General features: G+C 44.0%; 16 protein-coding genes. 12 read left to right on the top strand and 4 right to left on the bottom strand.

Translation table 11 applies throughout. The annotated features are described in order from the left end of the window. Positions 1-30 precede the first annotated feature (30 nt). On the top strand, positions 31-1,980 hold the full coding sequence (locus X939_RS0107425) for an acetoacetate--CoA ligase (RefSeq protein ID WP_044198804.1): 1,950 nt from the start codon (positions 31-33) through the stop codon (positions 1,978-1,980). A 159-nt stretch (positions 1,981-2,139) separates the two neighbouring features. On the opposite strand, the gene X939_RS0107420 is transcribed toward X939_RS0107425, so the two are convergent. Further along, positions 2,140-2,772 carry a hypothetical protein gene (locus X939_RS0107420; protein ID WP_025762630.1) on the bottom strand — a complete coding sequence of 211 codons (633 nt, stop codon included), beginning with the start codon at positions 2,770-2,772 and terminating at the stop codon, positions 2,140-2,142. Between the two features lie 295 nt (positions 2,773-3,067). After that, positions 3,068-3,661 (bottom strand): Crp/Fnr family transcriptional regulator, encoded by a 594-nt coding sequence (locus tag X939_RS0107415; RefSeq protein WP_025762629.1) that lies wholly within the window; start codon positions 3,659-3,661, stop codon positions 3,068-3,070. Positions 3,662-4,408: 747 nt separating this feature from the next. Between X939_RS0107415 and X939_RS0107405 the strand changes: the two genes are divergently transcribed. The 4 genes from X939_RS0107405 to X939_RS0107390 all read left to right on the top strand — a co-directional run bounded on the left by X939_RS0107405 (position 4,409) and on the right by X939_RS0107390 (position 8,869). After that, positions 4,409-6,103, top strand: a complete 1,695-nt coding sequence (locus tag X939_RS0107405; protein WP_025762627.1) for a S41 family peptidase — start codon at positions 4,409-4,411, stop codon at positions 6,101-6,103. Between the two features lie 20 nt (positions 6,104-6,123). Then, complete coding sequence (locus X939_RS0107400) at positions 6,124-6,876, top strand: SDR family NAD(P)-dependent oxidoreductase (RefSeq protein WP_025762626.1); 753 nt, start codon at positions 6,124-6,126, stop codon at positions 6,874-6,876. A gap of 72 nt (positions 6,877-6,948) precedes the next feature. Continuing rightward, positions 6,949-7,611, top strand: a complete 663-nt coding sequence (locus X939_RS0107395) for a FadR/GntR family transcriptional regulator (RefSeq protein ID WP_044198800.1) — start codon at positions 6,949-6,951, stop codon at positions 7,609-7,611. Positions 7,612-7,636: 25 nt separating this feature from the next. After that, positions 7,637-8,869, top strand: coding sequence for an MFS transporter (locus tag X939_RS0107390; protein WP_025762624.1), 1,233 nt, complete (start codon positions 7,637-7,639; stop codon positions 8,867-8,869). Positions 8,870-8,961: 92 nt separating this feature from the next. Here X939_RS0107390 and X939_RS0107385 read toward each other — a convergent pair whose 3' ends face one another. Further along, on the bottom strand, positions 8,962-11,523 hold the full coding sequence (locus tag X939_RS0107385) for a zinc-dependent metalloprotease (RefSeq protein ID WP_025762623.1): 2,562 nt from the start codon (positions 11,521-11,523) through the stop codon (positions 8,962-8,964). 101 nt (positions 11,524-11,624) lie between these two features. Then, the gene (locus X939_RS0107380; protein WP_025762622.1) at positions 11,625-12,560 is read right to left on the bottom strand and encodes a Ppx/GppA phosphatase family protein; all 936 of its coding nucleotides are present in this window, start codon (positions 12,558-12,560) and stop codon (positions 11,625-11,627) included. Positions 12,561-12,718: 158 nt separating this feature from the next. On the opposite strand from X939_RS0107380, the gene rpsU reads away from it, so the two are divergent. The 7 genes from rpsU (at position 12,719) to X939_RS22930 (ending at position 21,869) form a co-directional block, all read left to right on the top strand. Beyond that, positions 12,719-12,913: a 30S ribosomal protein S21 gene (gene rpsU, locus X939_RS0107375; RefSeq protein ID WP_025762621.1), complete on the top strand. Its 195-nt coding sequence runs from the start codon at positions 12,719-12,721 to the stop codon at positions 12,911-12,913. 108 nt (positions 12,914-13,021) lie between these two features. Next, a complete protein-coding gene (locus X939_RS0107370) occupies positions 13,022-13,894 on the top strand; it encodes a tyrosine-type recombinase/integrase (protein WP_025762620.1) in 873 nt (290 codons plus the stop codon). A 66-nt stretch (positions 13,895-13,960) separates the two neighbouring features. Beyond that, positions 13,961-16,546, top strand: a complete 2,586-nt coding sequence (locus X939_RS0107365) for a phosphoenolpyruvate carboxylase (RefSeq protein WP_025762619.1) — start codon at positions 13,961-13,963, stop codon at positions 16,544-16,546. A 229-nt stretch (positions 16,547-16,775) separates the two neighbouring features. Next, positions 16,776-17,231, top strand: coding sequence for a MarR family winged helix-turn-helix transcriptional regulator (locus X939_RS0107355; RefSeq protein WP_025762618.1), 456 nt, complete (start codon positions 16,776-16,778; stop codon positions 17,229-17,231). Positions 17,232-17,489: 258 nt separating this feature from the next. Beyond that, positions 17,490-18,221 carry an SIMPL domain-containing protein gene (locus tag X939_RS0107350; protein WP_025762617.1) on the top strand — a complete coding sequence of 244 codons (732 nt, stop codon included), beginning with the start codon at positions 17,490-17,492 and terminating at the stop codon, positions 18,219-18,221. A 195-nt stretch (positions 18,222-18,416) separates the two neighbouring features. Then, positions 18,417-18,743, top strand: coding sequence for a YtxH domain-containing protein (locus tag X939_RS0107345; protein ID WP_025762616.1), 327 nt, complete (start codon positions 18,417-18,419; stop codon positions 18,741-18,743). A 312-nt stretch (positions 18,744-19,055) separates the two neighbouring features. Next, positions 19,056-21,869 (top strand): response regulator, encoded by a 2,814-nt coding sequence (locus X939_RS22930; RefSeq protein WP_025762615.1) that lies wholly within the window; start codon positions 19,056-19,058, stop codon positions 21,867-21,869. Positions 21,870-21,995: the final 126 nt, after the last annotated feature.

Genomic DNA, 21,995 nt, shown 5'->3' with positions numbered 1-21,995 from the left:
ATATCTCCCCTTAACAGCAGGATGTGAATAATGTCAATACCTACACCTACAACAGCCTTATGGAAACCCGGCACTAACCTTACGGAGCATTCCAATTTAAAACGTTATATGGACTGGCTTTTTGTAAAAAAAGGCCTGTATTTCCGCAGTTATCAGGATCTTTGGGAATGGTCGGTTACCGACCTGGAAGACTTCTGGGAAAGCATGTGGCAATTCTTCAATATTAAGTCACACGAAGTTTATCTGGAAGTTATCAGCAGGCCTAAGTCGGGAATGATCGGCACAAAATGGTTTCGACGATCGAAACTAAACTATGCCGAGCATATCTTCCGGAATAAATCAAAAGGTAAACCAGCCTTACTGTTCCAGTCGGAAACCAGAGGACTCAGCCCCGTCACCTGGGAGCGGCTGGAGGCAGACGTTGCCGCAGTGGCGGCCTGGCTAAGGCAAATAGGCATCAAGCCGGGCGACCGGGTGGCTGCCGTCTTCCCCAATTGTCCTGAAGCCATCATAGCATTTTTGGCTACCAATGCAGTAGGAGCCGTATGGTCCTCCTGCTCGCCCGACTTTGGTGTGGCGGGCATAGCCGATCGTTTTCAGCAGATAGAGCCCAAAGTCCTATTTCTTTGCGATGGATACACCTATAATGGCAAGTCTTACCCCAGCACCACGCTTCAATTGGCCCTGGCGGAGGCACTACCCTCCGTCAATGATGTCGTATTTGTCAAAACTGGTGATTTTGGTCTCCAGCCAGAGCGCACTACCGCTTGGGAAGATATTTTACACTTTCCCCATCATGGTCTAGAGTTCGAACCCGTCCCTTTCGATCATCCTATCTGGGTTTTATACTCTTCGGGGACCACCGGGAAGCCCAAAGCCATCACCCATGGTGTGGGAGGGTGCTTATTAGAACATTACAAAGCCCTGGCCCTGCATCAGAATGTCAAACCCGGCGACCGATACTTCTGGTACTCTACCACCGGCTGGATGATGTGGAACTATGCCCTAGGCTCCATGCTTTGTGGGAGCACACTGGTCATCTACGACGGCGCACCCATGTACCCCTCGTCCCAGACATTATGGGCCCTAGCCGAGCAAGCCAAAATAACGCATTTCGGAAGTGGAGCCGCTTACTTTATTGCCTGCATGAAAGCCGGAGTGAGCATCGCCAACGACCAGCTAAAATCACTGGAAACCATAGGCTCTACAGGCTCCCCGCTAACGGCAGATGCCTATGAGTGGATCTATAAATTTGTAAAAAAAGATGTCTGGCTTATTTCCTTGAGCGGAGGTACCGACGTCTGCAGCGCATTCGTGGGAGGCAGCCCCCTCTTGCCCGTTTATGCTGGAGAAATACAGTGCCGCATGCTGGGCTGTAAGATAGAGGCCTACGACGAAAATGGACAACCGCAGCTCAATCAACTTGGCGAGATGGTCATCACCCAGCCCCTGCCCTCTATGCCTATTTATTTTTGGAATGACCCCAATCAAGAACGTTACCTTAGCAGCTATTTCGAAACCTATCCAAACATTTGGCGCCATGGTGACTGGATAAAAATTAACGACAGAGGGGGAGTAGTAATTCAAGGTCGCTCCGATACTACCCTCAACCGAGGCGGTGTACGCATTGGAACAGCTGAGATATATAGCGCGGTGGAAAGTCTGCCCCCCGTAAAAGACAGCCTGGTCGTCTATCTGGAGAAGTCCGATGGAGAAGGGACTATCTCCCTATTCGTCGTATTAAAAAAGGGGCACCAACTAACCGAAGAATTAAAGAAAACCATCAAGAACACCCTCCGCCAGCAATATAGCCCCCGGCACGTGCCCGATACCATAGAGGAGGTGGCCGACATACCCTATACCATCAGTGGCAAGAAAATGGAGGCACCGGTAAAAAAGATATTGATGGGGCAAGACCCGAAAACCAGCGCCAACTTAGCCACCATGCGCAATCCGGAGGCTTTGAATGGGTTTGTGTGAATAGTAAATAGCGGTCGGCTATCGGCTGTCGGCTTTTGGCGGTCGGCGGTCGGCGGTCAAATTCTTCTAGAAATAGATTTTCTAGCTGACTGCTGGTTACAAAACCCATTATGCCAAATTGGTCCTGATAACGGATTGTCCTTAAATAAAATCAAGGGGTTAAAACCGTCTTCCAATCGTAAAGGATAATTGTGGAAAAATGGTGTCTCCATTGGTATCCAGCTGTAAGCCCGTCGTGAGTCCTAGAATTATTTTTTGTTTGATGCTATAGCTGGCGAAAAGTTGTGAGAGTCCCCCGACGGAATAAGTTCGTTGGGGAGTGATATGTTCGGTGATAAAGATGGGTACTGGTAAGCCCGTTGCAATAGGGAACAGCATGGTTAAATCATCGGGAACCGAAGAGGACTGATATCGAAAAAAACCTCCCACTCGAATTCCCAAATCCCAATTTGTTTTTTGTAAAAAATGGTAGCCAATTTTCCCAACAAGCTGAGCCCCTGCAGTGGTATATCGGTAAGACAAATCATGAACCTCGCCGTTATCTTCCGTAACCAATAGAAGATCTGATCCATCGTGTATGGTTGTACCTATTTCAGTAGACCAAGATAATTTTTTTCGAAAATATTTTTCATATTCTACCCCTAGTACTAAACCCTGAACATCGCCAGTCCCATGTCTTCCTCTTCCGATATTGAACCTCAGTGATTCGTTTGGAATTAAAGGAGCATTCTGGGAAAAGGCCAGATGGACATTGCAGAATGCAATGAATAAAAGCAATAGGTTTTTTTTCATAAAAATAGATAAAAGGCAGTGGCCGTATAAAAGCCAGTACCGGGTACAGGATTGATTCTAATAAAATTTTCTGCTGAAATTCATATTAGCTATCTGATAAATTTGAGGTATTGACCGGGTGATTATAAATTCGTACGGATGGTGCCCTGACGGGTAGTGAATACTGGACATTAGTTGCTATATCCATTATTTAACTGATTCACCTAGGCTTTGCTTATTTTAAACGTAAACCTAAAAAAGTGGTCTTCCAAAAGCACGACAACTTTCTTAACCTAGGTTGATTCATGTATCTACATCAATATGTAGCATTATCGTCATCATTTTTTCTTGCAAATTTTCTTCGAATACGTGAAAGATGAGTGGGTGTAACGCCCAGATAACTGGCGATATGCTGCATTTTTACACGATTCGAAAGGTTCTTATGTGTTTTAATAAAGTCTTCATGACGTTCATAGGCAGTTTGCATATAGTATCCCTGCATTCGCTTTTCTGAAATACACAAGCGATTTTGAAGAATACCAAATGCCCTTTCATAGAGTTCTGGAAATTCATCCAACAACTGCTGGTAATCTTGTCTGGAAATTTGGTAAAGAGCTACGGGTGAGCAGGTTTGAATATATTCTGGAGATGGCTTACCGTATAAAAAGCTTTCTGTCGAAAAAATAAAATTCCCCTCGGAAGCAAACCAGTTGGTCCATTCCATTTCGTATGACCGGTAATAACAGCGAACAACCCCTTTTTTAATAAAATATAGATGTTCTTGAAATTGACCAGGAGAAAGAATGGTTTCAGATTCTGCCAATTCTATGATGGTCATTTTTCGAAGAATAGCTTCACATGCTCTTGAGCTCGCAAAATTTTGAAAATCAAAATTGACTAATTCTAACATCGTGTGGATGAATGATAATTTTGGAAATTTTTATACAGAAAACGTTCTTACACATATTTGAAAAATTTTGCAGGTGGCTAGCACATTTGCAATCCAAGACTTCAATAACCCAAATGCATGTTCAGCCACCTTACTAGTATCAACAATCCAAAGTAGTTAATTATTTAATGATCTATTATTTATTTTAATTATCCCATAATATAATATTTAACAGGCATCTCCTAAATACCATAAATACTCAGCCATAGTATTTCATTTGGGAGGATCAAACCCTTTCAATACAATTGACTAAAATGGTACGAGTCAGATGTCATGCCTAAGTTAGAAAGACCAGCCTTATGGTTAAATGCTCTTGATAGGTCGAGTGCGCATATAAAACGGAATCTGAATCGCACAGTCTGGAGGTATGCCTAATGAAGTGACACAGAGAATGCACCATTTCACTGTTTGTATTGTTGAAAAAATGTCAACAAATAACCAGATCAGCAAAAAAACCATCAAGGACGAGCCAAAAGAGCAGTTCAGCTTCAGGTATAAGCCCCTTGCTTTTGAAGTCAATAAAGATAGAACCATAGTTAAAAATATTTTGACGAGCCAAGACCCGAAAATGAGCGCTATCCAGGTCCGTTGGAGGGATCCCATTTCACCGAAATCATTCCTTTCCACGACCCTATCCATCTAAGCTTCTGTTGCAATTCTTGACCCTTTTTCGTTAATTCACAATATAAAAAGCGCATCAAAAGACCAATGAAAAACGAGGACACCAAAACACCAATAAAAAACAGCCCCTATGTGGTGCGTTTACCGATTATTATGGGCCTTACCCTTGCCGCCGGGATTTTGTTGGGAAGTACTTTTTTTAGTGGCAGTAAAAATATGAAGGAAGTTGCCCGTGGCTACTCCAAGTTTCGCGAAGTGCTAATGCTTATCGAAAATAATTATGTAGACTCGGTGAATACCGAAGAGCTTGTCGACTACTCTATTACCAAAATGTTGGAGAAGCTCGACCCACATACTGCCTATTTCAATACAGAAGAAGCCACCGCAGCACGTTCCCAGCTCGATTCGGGCTTCGATGGCATAGGCGTCGAGTTTAATATCTATAACGACACGGTTTACGTGGTGACCCCTCTAAGTGGTGGTCCCTCAGAAACCGCCGGCATCCTGAGCGGAGATAGAATTATCAAAGTCAACGGAGAACCCTTGTCGGGACCCGGGGTTAGCAATGCACTGGTATTTAAGCTATTAAGGGGCAAAAGAGGCAGTAAAGTAGAACTTCAGATAGAAAGGGTAGGTCTTAAAGAGAATATGAAATTTGCCGTAGTTCGCGACCGAATCCCTACATATTCGGTAGATGCCGCTTATATGGTAGACAAGGAAATCGGATATATCAAAGTAAGCAGGTTCTCGGAAACTACATACGATGAGTTTAAATCGGCTATGACTAAGTTACAGGCAGATGGGCTCCAGAAACTCATTCTGGATCTTAGGGGCAATCCGGGAGGATATATGGAACGTGCTACCAGCATGGCCGACGAATTTATAGATGGTAAAAAGTTACTCGTTTACACCAAGGGAAAGGATGCGAGATTTGATAAGAGAACGGAAGCCCATGTAGATGGAATATTTGAAAAAGGCCCCGTGATTGTTTTGATGGACGAAGGCAGTGCCTCCGCTTCTGAAATTCTGGCCGGAGCATTGCAAGATCATGATCGTGCCCTGGTGATTGGCCGACGCTCCTATGGTAAAGGATTAGTCCAGATGCCGGTGAAACTAGCCGATGGATCCGAACTGCGTCTGACAATCTCTAGGTACTATACTCCAAGTGGCAGGAGCATTCAAAAACCCTACGAAATGGGTAAAGGAGAGGATTATAGCCAGGATCTTTCACATCGATACGAAAGTGGTGAACTATTTAATGTAGACAGTGTAAAGCTGGACACGTCTAAGATCTACATGACCGATGGTGGACGTAAGGTTTATGGTGGGGGTGGTATTATGCCTGACATTTTCGTTCCTCGTGATACCTTAGCCAATAGTAAGTATCTGTTTGAACTTTATGCAAAGAATATAATCCGTGAATATGCCCTCAAATATGCGAATGAGAACAGTAAAAAACTTGCGGCCTCAAGTTTTGAGAATTATCTAGCCAATTTCCAGGTTTCTGAATCGATGATGAAGGAAATGATTGCGGATGCTACCAAAGCAGGTATAGAATTTAAACCTACTGAATTCAGTCGCTCTCGCTCAGTAATTGCCACCCAAACGAAGGCCATAATCGGGCGTTATGTATGGGGACGAAGCAATAAGGGTGGTCTCAATAATGAAGTATACCGTGTGCTGAACCCATCGGATAAGATATATCAAAAAGCAATTCAACAGTTTGGCCAAGCCTCAGCCCTTGAAGCCGGAAAATTTAGTAGCCTAAAGTCCAAAAACTAATTCTCGAAAATACCCTCCTTATGGCACGTATCGCATTCATTACCGGAGCAACCTCCGGAATCGGCCAGGCCACGGCTACCCTATTCGCTCAAGCAGGAATTGACCTTATTCTTTGTGGGCGCCGTCAGGATCGGCTCGACGCCCTTAATCAATCCTTTTCTAATACAGTTAAAGTACTTACCCTCTGCTTCGATGTCCGTGATCGGGAAGCCATAAACGCGCAAGTCAGCGCTCTTCCATCAGAGTGGAAAAATATCGATATATTAGTGAATAATGCGGGCAATGCCCATGGTCTGGGCACCTTGGCAGATGGAGATACTGACGATTGGGATCAAATGCTGGACGGCAATGTAAAGGGACTTTTATACGTTTCGAAAGCCATTATACCTTTGATGCTTGAAAATAAACAAGGTCATATTGTTAACATTAGCTCAATAGCAGGAAAAGAAACGTATGTCAATGGCGTGGTGTACTGTGCCTCAAAGTCTGCAGTCGAAACCATTAGCCAGGGAATGCGTTTGGAATTAACCCAAAAGGGGATAAAAATTACCAACATTGCTCCAGGAGCCGTGGAAACAGAATTTTCAATGGTACGCTTCAAAGGTGATGCCGATCGCGCAGGACAGGTTTACCAAGGCTTCGAGCCCCTACAGCCTGAGGATATTGCCGATGCTATCTTGTATGCTGTCAATGCTCCTAAACATGTCACCATAGCGGATCTTACTATTCTGGCCGGCGCGCAGTCGGCCGCTACTACCATTCACCGATCCTAATTTCTACTTTTCTAAGACAATATCTGAATAATTCCTAACTTTGCAAACATCAGATGATATGATGAATAAGTGATGACTATCAAAAGACAGCGACTGGCCGATGAAGTGGCCGAGCAATTGACCTCACAAATCAAGGAAGGCCAATTTCTAATTGGCGATAAACTCCCCACAGAGCCCGCTCTCATGGAGATTTTTGGGGTGGGCCGATCTACGATTCGGGAGGCGATCCGCAATCTAAGCCATGCAGGATTGGTTCGTGTTCAGCAGGGCTTGGGCACTTTTGTGGAGCAGTCGGCGGCCAGTGAGACGCTTTCCGACCGGCTACTGCGGGCAAAGGGAAAGGACCTTAATGACGTAAGACAGCTTATTGAGCTTAAGATCGCAGAAAAGGCCGCTTCCAATCGGACTTTAGCGGATATAGAAGAGATGAGGCGGCATCTTCAGCAAAGAGATGAAATGGCTCAGGCCCATCAAGCGATCCGCTGTATTGAGGCTGACATTCAGTTTCATATGAGTATTGCACGAGCAGCCAAAAGTGAAATTATGCTCGATCTATATAAAACCATTGCGGGCCATTTGCAGGATTACTTCTTAGAACTATTTGCAGATACCGAAAAATTTATTGAAACGCAGAGGCTCCATGAAGATCTGCTGGATAGTATCATTGCTCAAGACCCCTATTTGGCCTGGCACGCTGCGGCCCAAATTACCGGTCAACCCGTTGCCAATATCTAATCATTACTCTGACCATATAGCCAATATGAACAGCCCTAAAAATTCCATGGCAGCCCCGATAGAGCCGCCGATCGCAGAGGCCCCCTCCACGGTATTCCCCATCCTTATTGCCCTCAGCTTTTCGCACCTACTCAACGATACCATGCAGTCCCTGATTCCTTCTATCTATCCGATGGTAAAGGATTCATTCCAGCTTAGTTTTTCACAAATAGGACTCATCACCCTCACTTTTCAGGCAAGTGCTTCTATTCTTCAACCCATTGTAGGGTTTTATACCGACAAACGTCCCCAACCTTATGCTTTGGCCGTAGGCATGTGTTTTACCTTACTCGGTTTGGTTTCTCTTTCTCTTGCCAGTAGTTTTAATATCATCCTGTTGTCGGTTGGATTAGTCGGGGTAGGTTCCGCCATTTTTCATCCTGAGGCTTCCCGTATTGCGCGTATGGCTTCTGGTGGCAGGCATGGGATGGCGCAATCCTTGTTCCAGGTAGGCGGAAACGCCGGTAGCTCCATAGGTCCTTTGCTGGCAGCCCTTATCCTGTTACCCTACGGGCGCTTCCAGGTAATTTGGTTCTCTTTGGTGGCCTTATTAGCCATTATCATTCTCTCAAAAGTAGGTGGCTGGTACCAACGAAATCAGCATTTAAACCTTGTAAAAAAGCCTTCGGCAGGCTCTGACGCCGTGACTCCAGGACTATCCAAGAAAACCATTATTTTTTCTATTTCGATTTTACTCGTTCTTATATTTTCGAAATACATATATATGGCCAGCCTCTCTAGTTATTACACATTTTATCTGATTCATAAATTTGGTGTAAGCATCCAAAACTCACAACTATATTTATTCGCTTTTTTATTTTCTGTAGCAGCAGGCACTTTTTTTGGAGGGCCCTTAGGCGACAAAATAGGCAGGAAATATGTGATATGGGTATCCATTTTGGGCGCGGCCCCCTTCGCTTTGGCCCTCCCTTATGTCAATCTTTTTTGGACAGGAGTACTGAGCTGCATCATAGGGCTTATATTATCCTCCGCATTTTCGGCTATTCTCGTCTATGCCCAGGAACTAATACCCGGAAAAGTAGGAATGATGGCAGGACTATTTTTCGGTTTTGCTTTCGGCGTAGCCGGAATTGCTTCGGCCGTTTTGGGAAATCTTGCCGACAGAACCAGTATAGAATATGTTTTCTGGGTCTGCTCATTTCTACCCTTGATAGGACTGATTACTGGATTTCTGCCCGATATAGAGCGAAGAAAGTAAAGCTACATCCTAGGAATAATAAAGGGGATCAAAAGCAGCCTGTGGCAACCTCTGATCCCCTTTTATTATTCTTTCAAAATGAATTCAACCCCTTATTTGGGATCCAAGGCTAATTTGATGCGTTGCTGAATATCCTGCAGATGATAACGCGTTAATTTGTCAGTCGTTTTAGGTAGAGCCGATTGAATGGCAGTACGTAACATTTCCAAGTGTGCTCGGGAAATAGAAGGCAGGTCCGTCTCATTCAAGTCTACCGTGCGGGTATTAAAACCATAAGTAACCCCTACTGGTATAGCATTAACGGTAGCTTTTCCCGGCTTCAACATATCAATCAGCTTTCCTGTGTATACCTTCTGAAGATTTCTACGGAATACATCAATAGATTTACCACCCTTCAACTCTGACCATATATCCTGCTCCAAATCGGCAAATAAGTCATCAAGCATATACTGCTTGCTATTCTGGCCGGTTTCTACCAAGCGTACGACCCTATCCCCTGCAAAGAGAGCGGTCAGCACATAATCCTGGATCGACTTAATGGCCTCCACTCCAGTCTCTGGTTTTATTTTTCCCAAAATGTCCTGATCCAACATCCATTGAGGAGTCTGAAACAGCTGGGTATTTAGAAACTTCACAGCTTCTTTTTGGCGATCTTTGGGCACCACGCTAAAAGTCTGATCTCCTGTATCATAAGTAGTCGGGGTATCATAGATCCCACCAACATTTTTAATTACATGGCCTAGGTAACGGCGGTATTGGGTAACTACGTTACCATACAGCTCATCTAATTCCTTATATGATTCTCCATCTTCCTTACTCCAGGCAACCAGGTTGGGCACAATGCGTTTGAGGTTTTCTATCCCGTATGCCGAGGCTTTCATGGCGTTGTCTCCAAGGTCTTCCGTTTGGTAGCGAGGATCGTAGGGGCTTATCTCTGTCCCAAAACGAAGTCGGGGATTTTTGTATGCCTCTTGCGTCATTTTATTGAGGATAGCCTGGGTTTCCTTAGGACCTTTGTCATCGAAATAGCTATAACCCCATTGAATTGCCCATTTGTCGTAGTCTCCTATTCGCGGAAACAAATCAGAAATACCATCTTCTGGCTGGGCTACATAATTAAATCGCGCATAATCCATGATGGAAGATGTGTGCCCGTTTTTGGCTATCCACTCTTTATCGCGTAATTTCTCTACGGGCGTAGCTGAGCTAGCCCCCATATTATGACGGAGCCCAAGGGTATGACCCACTTCATGCGAGGACACGAAACGAACCAACTCACCCATTAAGTCATCATCAAAATCTTTTTGACGAGCCCGAGGATCTACAGCAGCAGCCTGAATAAGATACCAGTTACGAAGAAGGCGCATTACATTATGATACCAGCCAATATGACTTTCTAATATTTCACCAGTACGTGGGTCGTGAACATTAGGTCCATAGGCATTTTGAATATCTGCAGCAAAATAGCGGATTACGGAATAACGTGCGTCTTCCAGGCTCATAGTCGTATCGCCTTCCGGCCAATATTCCCCACGGATTGCATTTTTCCAGCCGGCTTTTTCAAAGGCAGACTGCCAGTCATCAACCCCCATTTTGAGGTACTTCCTCCATTTTAGGGGAGTAGCGGGGTCAATATAATAAACGATAGGTTTTTTAGGCTCTATTAATTCTCCTTGACGCTGGCGGGCAGCATCCTCCTCATTTTTAGGCTCCAGCCTCCACCGGACAGCAAACACATCGTTGTCCGATTTTTGGGATTCCTCACCGAATACAGCATACTGATTGGCAAAGTAGCCTACCCTGCTATCAAACAGCCTTTTCTGCATAGGCTTCGAAGGAAGCAGAATAAAGGAGGTATTCATTTCGAAGGTTACCACTCCTGCATCCCGGCCGGCAGGCAGATACTTTCCTATCTGCGGCGCCGGAGAAGTTGAAAGGGTAGGTGGAACGACCGAAAAGGTCTTCACAGTCCTGATTTCTGTATTGATAGGATAAGTGCTGATTCTTTCGATATAGGAGGCTTCTTTCTTAAATCCTCCCAGCTTATGAAGCTGCTTTTTGATGGGATCTACAGAAAATGTCTGGTTATCCGCATTAAAAAGGTCGGTGACTTCAATAACAGATGATTTTTTATTTTCGCCAGGCCCGTATGCCTTGATCTCAAAAGCGCCTATTATAGGATCTGAATTGGAGTTTCTTACGGCTTGGAAGATGGGTTTGGTACTGTCGGCACTGGACATTACCAGAGTGACTGAGCGCAACAAAATCTGATCTGCCGGCCCTTTCTCCCATCGAACCATTTGTCTGTTCACCTCTTCGCCCCCAAAAATTCCCCCACCCGCAGGCGTTTTGGAATATCGGGTTACCGACATAAAGTCGCGATGCATCAGGCTGTCGGGAATTTCAAAATACCATTTGTCCGCCACTTTATGTACGGTAATTAGCCCCTTTTGTGTCACGGCTGTGGAGTCGATGATTTCTTTGAAGGGCTTGGGTCCCTTTTTCTTTTCATCTTTCGCCTTTTCCTTTGGGGCAACAGTGGCTTTCTCTGCTACTTTAGCCTCCTTTTTCTTCTTTTTCTTTTGGGCAAAGGAAGGTTGCATGATGCCGCATAGCAATGCCATGAGCAAAAGCATTCGGAAATTTTTTTTCATAAAAAATTTGATTGGTTATTCGGTAGTTTAGTTGTTGACAAAAATATAGTTTCCGCTCAAATAGAAATAGGAATTTTAGATGAACGGTGACAAAAAACAGGTTATTGCTCGAGCAACTGTGCCAGAACTCCCTCTTTCAGAGCATAGCGGGAAACTTGTATTTCCTTAAGCTCATAGGTTCTAATCAGATAATCGATCAGACAGGAGGCTACCACGATCATATCGACACGCAGGGAAATCATACCCGGTATGGCCATACGTTCCTGGTGGCTCCCTGTTAAAATTTTAGAAAATGTACTATAAAAACTCTCTAAACTAAGGGGGAAATCCGTGATTTCCGGGGCTGGGGGTTGATTCGTTCTGGCATAAAAATCGATATCGATCAGCGTATCGAAGGTACCCGAAGAGCCTACAAGCTTCTTGGGTGCATACTGATGGATGGCATTGGCCAGAGAAACCAAATTCTCATCGAAATAATGATATAGCCTTTTCCTGTCCGACTCTGTCATGGGGTCTTTTCGCATAAACTTCTCCATCATCCTCTGCCCACCTATTTCGAAGCTCTGCTTCCACAGGACCTGATTTTGATTGCCGATGATAAACTCTACACTTCCTCCGCCAATATCCATGATCAGAGAAGGCTCTTCTCCCAGCTTCGCCCCCTTTCGCACACCATGGTAAATATATTCAGCCTCCCGAAGCCCGTCGATTACCGTAATATCAATTTTATGCCTTAAATAAATTTTTTCCCGAAATTCTTCCTGATTATCGGCATTGCGAATAGCACTGGTACCAAAAGCGAAGGTACGCTCCCGGGCAACCTGAAATTTATCGAGCTGTTCCCGAAAATAACCCAGAGTAGTGAGTGCCCGCTCCGTTGCTTCCGGGGTGATTAAATTCTGGTTAATACCCCCTAATCCAATGCGAACAGGGAAACTTTCATGGAAAAGCGTTTCAACCTGCTCCTGCTTTTTTTCAACAATCAGTAAATGAAAGGTATTGGTACCTAAATCGATTATGCCCCAGCGGGTATTCATAAAAATAGAAATAAAATTAACGCAGCTCGTTAATAAAGCCGAATATGCAAAAATAACCTAATTTTTAACAACTTATAATTTGACTTTCTGCTATATATCTATTTTCTTTGCAGTCCAATTTGAGAATCCAATTCAAAGAACATTATATTTATATAAGCATGCTGATCATAAACATCAAAGACAACGAATCGATTGACCGCGCACTTAAGCGTTACAAGAAGAAGTTTGAAAGAACCGGTACTATGCGTCAATTACGTTCACGTACAGCTTTCCAGAAACCCTCTATCAAACGTCGGTTCGAAGTTTTGCGTGCTGTTTACAAAGAAAAAACTTACGGGCATCTCGAAAACTAGTTTTCGATCATAATGTTCTAATGGTTTATATGGGATAATTATATCCTTTCAAGACATACAAAAAAGGGCTATTTTGAAAAAGATAGCCCTTTTTTGTATGTTGTGGGCATGATCCAGAAATTCATCGACTTCCTACGCTTCGAGAAGCGCGCAAGCCCGCATACCATCAAAGCCTACCAAACTGACTTGGAGCAGCTGGAGGTTTTTTTATTGGAGCAGTACGAATCCAAACAGCCTGAAAGAGCAGAATCGGTTATGCTCCGCTCATGGATAGTTTCCTTAATGGAACAGGGGGCCAACCCCAGTTCGGTCAACCGGAAAATCGCCTCCCTTCGATCATTTTATTCTTTCTTAAGAAGAAGAAAAATAATTGACAAAGATCCTGCCCAGGTTCTGGTGACCCTGAAAACGAGGAAACACCTTCCTGAATTCATTGAAGAAAGAGCCATTGAGCAGCTTTTCGACGAAGAGGAATTCCCTGACGATTTTACCGGAATCCGGGATCTCACGGCCCTGGAGCTACTCTACGGAACAGGTATCCGCCTGTCCGAGCTTTTGGGAATTCGACTTTCCGATATCAATCTTTACGCGCATACGCTTCGGGTTCTAGGCAAAAGAGGAAAGGAGCGCATTGTACCCTTAACAGGCCCCCTCCTTAAGATTCTGCCTATTTATCTCGAACAGCGCGCCCCCACAGAGCCTACCGATCGGCTGATTATTACCGACTCGGGCAAGCCTGCCTACCCCATGTTCATTCAAAGGATGGTCAGGAAGCACCTGGCTGTAGTCACCACCCTGGACCAGAAAAGTCCACATATTCTACGACATAGTTATGCCAGCCACCTGCTCAACAGAGGCGCCGACTTAAATGCTATTAAAGAACTTTTAGGACATACCAATTTGGCAGCTACGCAGATTTACACCCATAATACTATTGAAAAATTGAAAAAATCGCATCAAGAAGCACATCCAAAGGCTTGAAACCAAAATTTTCAGGTATATTTGTTTCTGTTGCTTTTCTCCAAAATTAAATTTTGTCACTCCACCATGAATAATAGTTTCCAGGACGCAGTAGTTACGAAATATAATATATTCAACAGCCTTTTCCTGAGTTTACCCTATCGGGGTGTATTCCAAACAGGCTCCTTGTTGCCCATTCTTACGCAACAAAGTGAGGTAGGTTTTCAGGAAGGGAAGTCGCCCAAGCAAATTATTGAGCACTTCTTCGAAGAATTGCTTGATACGGCCACTCCCAAGGAAAGATTGGATCTACTTTTTGCATTCATTCAATACATAGAGCGGCAGGTCGTACTTTTCGATTCGGTCGAAGACGCCGCCTTCGATCAAACCCACGACCTTACTGGCAAGGGATCTGTAGTTTATCTGGCTGAACGGGTGGATAATGAGGCTACCAAAAAGAAACTTCTCGCCAAACTCCAAGATTATAGCGTTCGCATTGTTCTTACGGCTCACCCTACCCAATTTTATTCGGGCAAGGTGCTGGGAATTATGAACGATCTGGAGGATGCCATTAAGAAGAATGATTTTACAGAGGTAAATCAATTACTTCTGCAACTGGGTAAAACTGCTTTTATTAATCATGAAAAGCCTACTCCTTTCGATGAGGCGGTAAGTTTATGCTGGTTTTTAGAAAATGTTTATTATGATGCTATTCCTACTATCATCACCAAACTCATCAAGGGGTTGGGCATGAGCGTACATGACTGGCCTTATAATAACCTGTATCGCTTAGGCTTCTGGCCCGGGGGTGACCGCGATGGCAACCCCTTTGTTAATGCAGAAACCACCCTGAAGGTAGCCGCACGTTTGAGAGAAACGCTACAACGAGCCTATTATCGGGATATACGGAATCTGAAACGTCGCCTTACCTTTAAGGGAGTAGACGAGGCCATTGCTTTGGCTGAAAGAAAGATGAACTCGACGATCTTTGGGCCTGTGGAAGAGGGCTATGCCAATGCCCAGGAGCTTATAGATGAGCTACTCGCTGCACGGGAAGTGTTGACAACCAAACACCAGGGACTTTTTGTAGAGTTACTAGACAACTTTATTTTGAAGCTTAACACCTTCGGATTCTTCTTTGCAAGCCTAGATGTCCGTCAGGATAGTCGTAAACATGGAAAAGCCTGGGAAGATATCTTGAAGCGCCTGGAGAAAAAAATACCGCTGATGAAATACAGCGATTATGAGAATTGGGACGAAGCAAAAAAAATAGACTTACTACTTACCTTAGACATTCCACTTCGGGATGAAGATTACGAAGACGAGACGACCAAGGATATCTTAGGTTCTATCCGCTCTATCCAGTCCATACAAGCTACAAATGGAGAAAAAGGTGCTCATCGTTATATCATAAGTAACAGTACTTCGGCGCTTAATGTAATTCAGGTGGTGGCACTGGCCAAAAACCTGATCGGTAACGAAAGAAAAGAAATAGCTCTAGACGTAGTTCCTCTGTTTGAAACCGTTGACGACCTTGCCAATGCAGAGCAAATCATGCGCACACTCTATGAGAACGACTATTACCGGGCACATCTGACGCGCAGGGAAAATCACCAGACGATTATGGTCGGCTTTTCTGACGGCACCAAAGACGGAGGTTACCTGCGGGCTAACTGGTCGATCTACACGGCCAAGGAAGCTCTCACGCGCATCTCCAGAGAGTACGGCATCAAGGTCACCTTCTTCGATGGCCGTGGAGGACCGCCAGCGCGTGGAGGAGGCAATAGCCATAACTTCTATTCGTCTCTGGGACAAGATATCGAGGACAAAGAGATTCAGCTAACAGTGCAAGGGCAAACTATCAGCTCCAATTATGGTACGGTCACGACGGCCATGTATAATCTGGAACGGTTGTTTACGGCAGGCCTAGAAAACAGTATATTCCGTGACCGGCCTAAGGATACGGACCTAAATGAGGCCGATAAAGAGCTGATAGAAGAAATGGCTGCCGCCGCTTATGAATCTTATCTAGGTTTAAAAAATCATCCCAAATTTGTCCAGTATCTGGAAAAAAAGACGCCGTTACGCTTTTATGGGCTCTCTAATATTGGCAGCCGCCCTACCAAACGGGGCTCGGGTGACGAAGGTTTGAAATTCGAAGATCTAAGGGCTATACCTTTCGTAGGCTCTTGGGCGCAGATGAAGCAAAATGTTCCTGGTTTCTACGGTTTTGGGTCCGCTATTTCCCAGCTGGAAAAAGAGGGCAAGATGGAGGCTATTAAAAAGCTCTATACTAAATCCTTGTTCTTCCGGACTCTGATCGAAAATTCGATGCAGTCTTTATCTAAGGCATTTTTTGAGGCCACTAAATATCTGCGCGAAGAAGAAGAATATCAGGAGTTCTGGGATAAAATGTATGATGAATTCCAGCTCACCCTAAAGACACTATTAGAGGTATCGGGCCAGGTAGAACTTCTGGACAGTAATAACATCACAAAAATCTCCATCAAAACACGGGAGCGTATTGTTTTGCCGTTAATCACGATTCAGCAGTATGCCCTACAGATGTTGGCAGAGGACCCCAAATCTTTACCGGTAGAGGTAGAGGTATACAATCAACTGATTGTGCGGGCCATGTTTGGCATCATCAATGCTGCTCGTAACTCGGCCTAGTCTCCGGACTCATAAAAAAGACCTTCCGGAGGAAATTCCTGGAAGGTCTTTTTTGTGGATTTCCCTACCACCATTTGCTCCGAAGAGTACGATATTAAATCCTGGATCCTGAATTTTATACGTATTAACGACGTATTTCACCATAACTTTTATTTACAATAGTTAGTAGACCAATAATTATCATGCCTTTTATTGGATAGAAAATTATCATAGGTTCAACACCAAGCACATGACACATCACTCCGACCAAAGAGCCTATTTTTTTAAAATAGACACCACCATTAAGAAAATCCGAAATGCCCTGCAAAAGAGGCTGACCGACTCCGGATTCGATCTTACCGTGGATCAATGGGTCTTAATTGACCACATTTTCAGGCAGAACGGCATTAGTCAAAACGAACTTGCGGAGCTGACTTTCAAAGATCCTCCTACCGTTACCCGCATCATCGATATTCTCCAGAAGAAAGGACTGGTGGAGCGAGGCCTGGCCATAGGCGACCGGCGAAAGTTCAGACTCACCCTCACCGATGATGGAGTAGCCATATACCATGCGGCCTTTCCAGTAGTCGCCGAGATCCGACGCAAGGGCTGGGGTAGTCTCAGCGAAGCAGACTATCAACATTTTGTCCGAATCATGGACTCTATATATCAAAACTTCGCCGAACCAACGGGCAAAAAAGCTTAGCCTCAAGAGAGTGACTTTTAACGAGTTACTCTCTTTAATTTTTATGGTTAACAAACCTTAACAATTTACAAGCCGCTCCTTCTTAGTATAATTCTAAACCTTTGTATTAGGTTTACATCTAATTACAAGTTGATGCATCATTTCTCTATCGAAGGTTTGAGTATCAATTTTGTATCTATTAGCCATGAATCACTTTCAATGTGCTTGGCCGGCCTTACTTACCGGCTAAGCATTGAAAGTAGTTAAACACAGAAACACATGCACAAATTAATCATTGCCGCCTTTTTAGTTTTTAGCGGGGTAACAGCCCCCGCCTTTGCGCAGACAAGCCATCAAGAAGCAACTTCCAAACGTAAAATCAATGTATCAGGGAAAAGTGAGATGGAAGTTGTACCCAACCAGCTCTTTTTTAATATTACCCTGAGAGAGTACTTTGAAGACGAAAAAAACCAGAAGAACAAAGTACTTATTTCTAATTTGGAGAAGCAATTGATAAAGTCCATAGAAGCTGCCGGATATAGTCAAAAGGACCTGTCCATTACCCAAGTTGGAGGATACCAGTCGGCTGACGAAAAAAAGAAAAAGCCTGCCAGCTTCCTGGAAAACAAACGATATGAACTAATCGTAAGCAGCCCTCAGAAACTGGATCTTATTCTTTCAAAGATCGATGACCGAGCCATACAGTATGCCAATATTGCGAAGGTAGATCATTCAGACAAGGAGGAACTAGAAAAACAGGTAAAAATTCAAGCATTGAAAAATGCAAAAATTAAGGCCGAATATCTGGTAACTGCTTTGAATGGAAAACTTGGAGATGTTCTGGAAATAAATGAAGTAGACGGAGAGATTCAATATCCACAGGCAATGCTTGCCAGGGCCAATTTTCGCAGCCTTGCTGAGGGAGCACAACAGGATGTAACGGAAAGTGATATTGCCTACCAAAAAATTAAAATTAGTCATGTCGTTCAGGCTAGTTTTGAAATAAAATAAAACCACCCTTAACCGATCAAAAAGCTGCTGGAGTTCTTCAGTGGCTTTTTTATTTCTCCACGGAAGATACTTTTCAATTCCCCCGTCCTGGCAACGCCTCATTTCGCCTTCATAAACCTGACAATCAACAGGATAATCGTTTTTTTCTTATTAAAAGATTCCTATCTTTAGAGAAACCTTAAAGCTAATCTTGATATGAGCGTAAACAAAAAACACCTGGCTACCTTCATCCTGGGTGCAGCGGCAGGCGTTGCAGCACACAAATACCTGCAAACGGAAGATGGAGAGAAATTATTAAGCGATTTAAAAACGAAAGCCAACGACCTAAAATCAGAGGCAGAACAGGCCGTAGACAAGGCCCCAGAATATTTTGAAGAATTAAAAACAAAAGGTTCAGACCTACTAAAATCAAATTTTCCAGATGCGGAACAATTCCTTAAAGAACTGTTTGAAAAAATAACCGGTAAAGCACCTGACACTGATCCTGGCAACCAGCCAGCGGATCCAACACCCGCTTCGTAAGGAGACGCTTACACGCACGAAGGTTGAAGGAAAGCACTTCAACCTTTTTTTATGGACTTTTGGAATAATAATTTCCCATACGGCCAATTTCGGATCGTATTAGCGTAGTTGTTCTACTGGTATACCGCCATTTTACATTATATACGAACAATAATTTATAAAATTATTTCTATTTTTAGCTCACTTTTACTCCGTTACTACCCCTGGATGTCTTGGTCGAGCTTTCAAGTATGCCTATAAAGAGTTTACTAAAGGGTGGACGGAACGCTTCCAGGTAGTCTAATACTGCATTATTCTATCCCACTCTATGAAATGGTTCGGTATCTTTCTCAGATTCAGACTTTAGTATACATTAATCTCCTGATCCTATTTGCAGGCTGGCAGGGATATGCGCAGCCCATAGCCGTACCGCCTCAGTTATCTCGGTCCATCAATATTTCCATGAGCACCGAGCATTATGTCGACAGTTCTGGAACTCAGCCTTTCACTGAAATCAGAAAAGCAGCGTTTGGTAGAATCCAGACCCGTAATTTCAGGATACCCTTTTCTTCGAAAGTCCATTGGTTTAGTTGCACGCTATTGAATACGGACAGTATCGCTCAATCCGTGTTTGTGGAATGGACTAGTCCAGTCATAGAGCATATGGAACTTTATTACATTCACCCGGAATTGGGTGAAATACGCGCTCAGGCCGGGAATAAAATTGCCGATCATTTAAGATCTTACCCGGATATTCATCCTATTTTCCGGATAGAACTGGCCCCGGGCTTCCCTACCAAGGTATACTTCAAGAATCGAAATGATAGAGGATATCGCACCGATATTATGTTACATAACAGGGAGTTGCTGACAACAAAGCAAATCAGGAGTGCCAAGGTCATGGCCTTCTTTAGCGGACTTGTGTCTATTCGCTTATTTTTTGTATTACTCTTAGGAATCTTTGTCGTAAAAGAGCTGGCTTTTCGGCGTTACTCATTTATGATTACTCTCCGATCTCTGGGTTTTTGGGGTATTATCGGGGTCTTAGGCGCCTATTTCACCGAAGATCCCACTCTGCAAATTGTAATCAACTTTCTCAGTTATCACCTTTTACCCATTGGCTATTTTCTGCTAATAAAATCACTTCTTCCCCTCGAACGTTTTCCGGCATTTGTGAGAAAAGGGATCTCCTGCCTTATGATATTCAATGTAGTTTTGGGCCTAATCATCCTGTATGACTATCGCTGGCAGTGGCTCATGACAAGCATCTATATGGTACTTTTCTGCCAAATCCTCATTTTTGCCCTCTATATATTATCGGTAGCCAAAAAATATACCATCAACTGGTACTATTCAGCTCCCTTTCTACTCGGATTGAGCAGCTATTTCTGTTTATTGGTAAGTTTGGTAGGCTGGCTCAATTTCAGCTGGGTTTTCCATGCCGTCAGCTTCTTTTTTGTCAGTGAAATTTTCGTTTTTGGTCTCTTCCTAGGCAAAATTATTATCAATCATGATTTGGCCAGAAACAAAACGGAAAAAGCCTTGGAAGCCCATAAGCTTCAAACACAAAACCTCCAGGAGCTCGACCGTATCAAATCCGATTTCTTTGCCAATATATCACATGAATTTCGGACCCCCTTAACCCTCCTGGTCGGTCCACTTAAAGATCTACACGAGCGCCACCCCGACGAACCCATGTTCCCTCTGATGCAACGCAATGTGGAGCGCCTTCATAAACTAATCAATCAATTCTTGGATCTTTCCAAACTGGATGCAGGCCAAGTAGAACCTCAAATAGCGCATAACGACCTACCCGAATTCGTGGACAGGCTATTTGCTTCCTTTGAGTCCTTGGCACAAAGTAGAAATATTATTTTCCATCACGAGCAAAGCCATCAGCATCTACTGGCCTTTTTCGACGCTGATAAGCTGGAAAAAATACTCAGCAACCTGTTATCGAATGCCTTCAAGTTTACCTGCGAACAAGGTAGAATTAATGCAAGAGCCGTCTATACCGACCAATTCCTTCAGATTACCGTAGAAGATAATGGCATAGGCATAGCGGAAGACCAGTTACCCTTTATTTTTGACCGATATTTTCAGGGCCATTCCCAACAGTATACAGGTCCGGAAGGATCGGGTATTGGGCTTTCCCTATTAAAGGAACTCGTAATGGTACTCAAAGGAAATATATCTGTGGATAGTACGCTCAATAAGGGAACGATATTTACACTTCTGCTGCCCATAGATGCTGAGACTTGGCAAGACACGCTCAGCTGCCAGGACCAAAGCATTTCGACCCATGAATCCCCGACTGAACCCAGCCCCGATACGATAGAAATTAATGGGGAGGTACCGCTGATTCTACTGGTGGAAGACAATCCGGATTTAAGGCTTTATCTCAAGAGCATTTTTGAAGAACAATATGAAGTTATCCAGGCTCAACATGGAGAAGAAGGGTGGCAATTGGCCATTACACATGTTCCTGACATGGTGATTTCTGATATTATGATGCCCTTTATGAATGGAATTCAGCTTTGTGAAAAGCTCAAGTCCGACTCCCGAACGAGTCATATACCAATCGTTCTGCTAACGGCCAAAGCCAGCCTGGACGATCGGCTGCAGGGTTTAACCCATGGAGCTGACGATTACCTGGGCAAACCCTTCGACCGGAATGAGCTAAGAGCTAGGGTGCATAACCTGCTAGGTCTACGTCAACAACTGCAAGAAAAATATGGTATGATGCTCCGCGATAAATCGGAACGTGACATTTCGATCGATGAGATAAGTTTCGAAGGCAAATTTCTCCATAAGGCCATCGAAATTGTGGAATCCAACTTTCACGACAGTGGTTTCGATGTAACCCAATTCTGTGCTGCCATGCACATTAGTCGCAGCAACCTCCACCGTAAACTAAAGGCTTTAACCAACCAGTCGACCACCGAATTTATCCGTTCCCTTCGTATCTATCGGGCTGCCGCTCTTCTTCGGCAGGGCGAACTTTCTGTATCGGAAGTGGCCTATGCGGTGGGTTATGAAAGTTTGTCCTATTTCTCCAAAAGTTTTAAGGAGCAGATCGGTATGCTTCCTTCCGAATGGGCCCAACATGGCACTCCTCAAGAAGCCTCATCATCGGCTATAAAGTAGCTCCAGATCCCCTATACTGCCCTTTGGAACATAAGAGCTAAACCCAGAAACATGAGTTTCAACATTTGTTCGGGCTGCAGATACATTCGTTTTAAGCTTGAAACATGGGCATTAACCCTATGAAAG

It is taken from the genome of Dyadobacter tibetensis Y620-1 (assembly GCF_000566685.1).
In the GTDB taxonomy this organism is placed as follows: Bacteria; Bacteroidota; Bacteroidia; order Cytophagales; family Spirosomataceae; genus Dyadobacter; species Dyadobacter tibetensis.
This window is presented reverse-complemented; position numbering and strand designations above follow the sequence as displayed.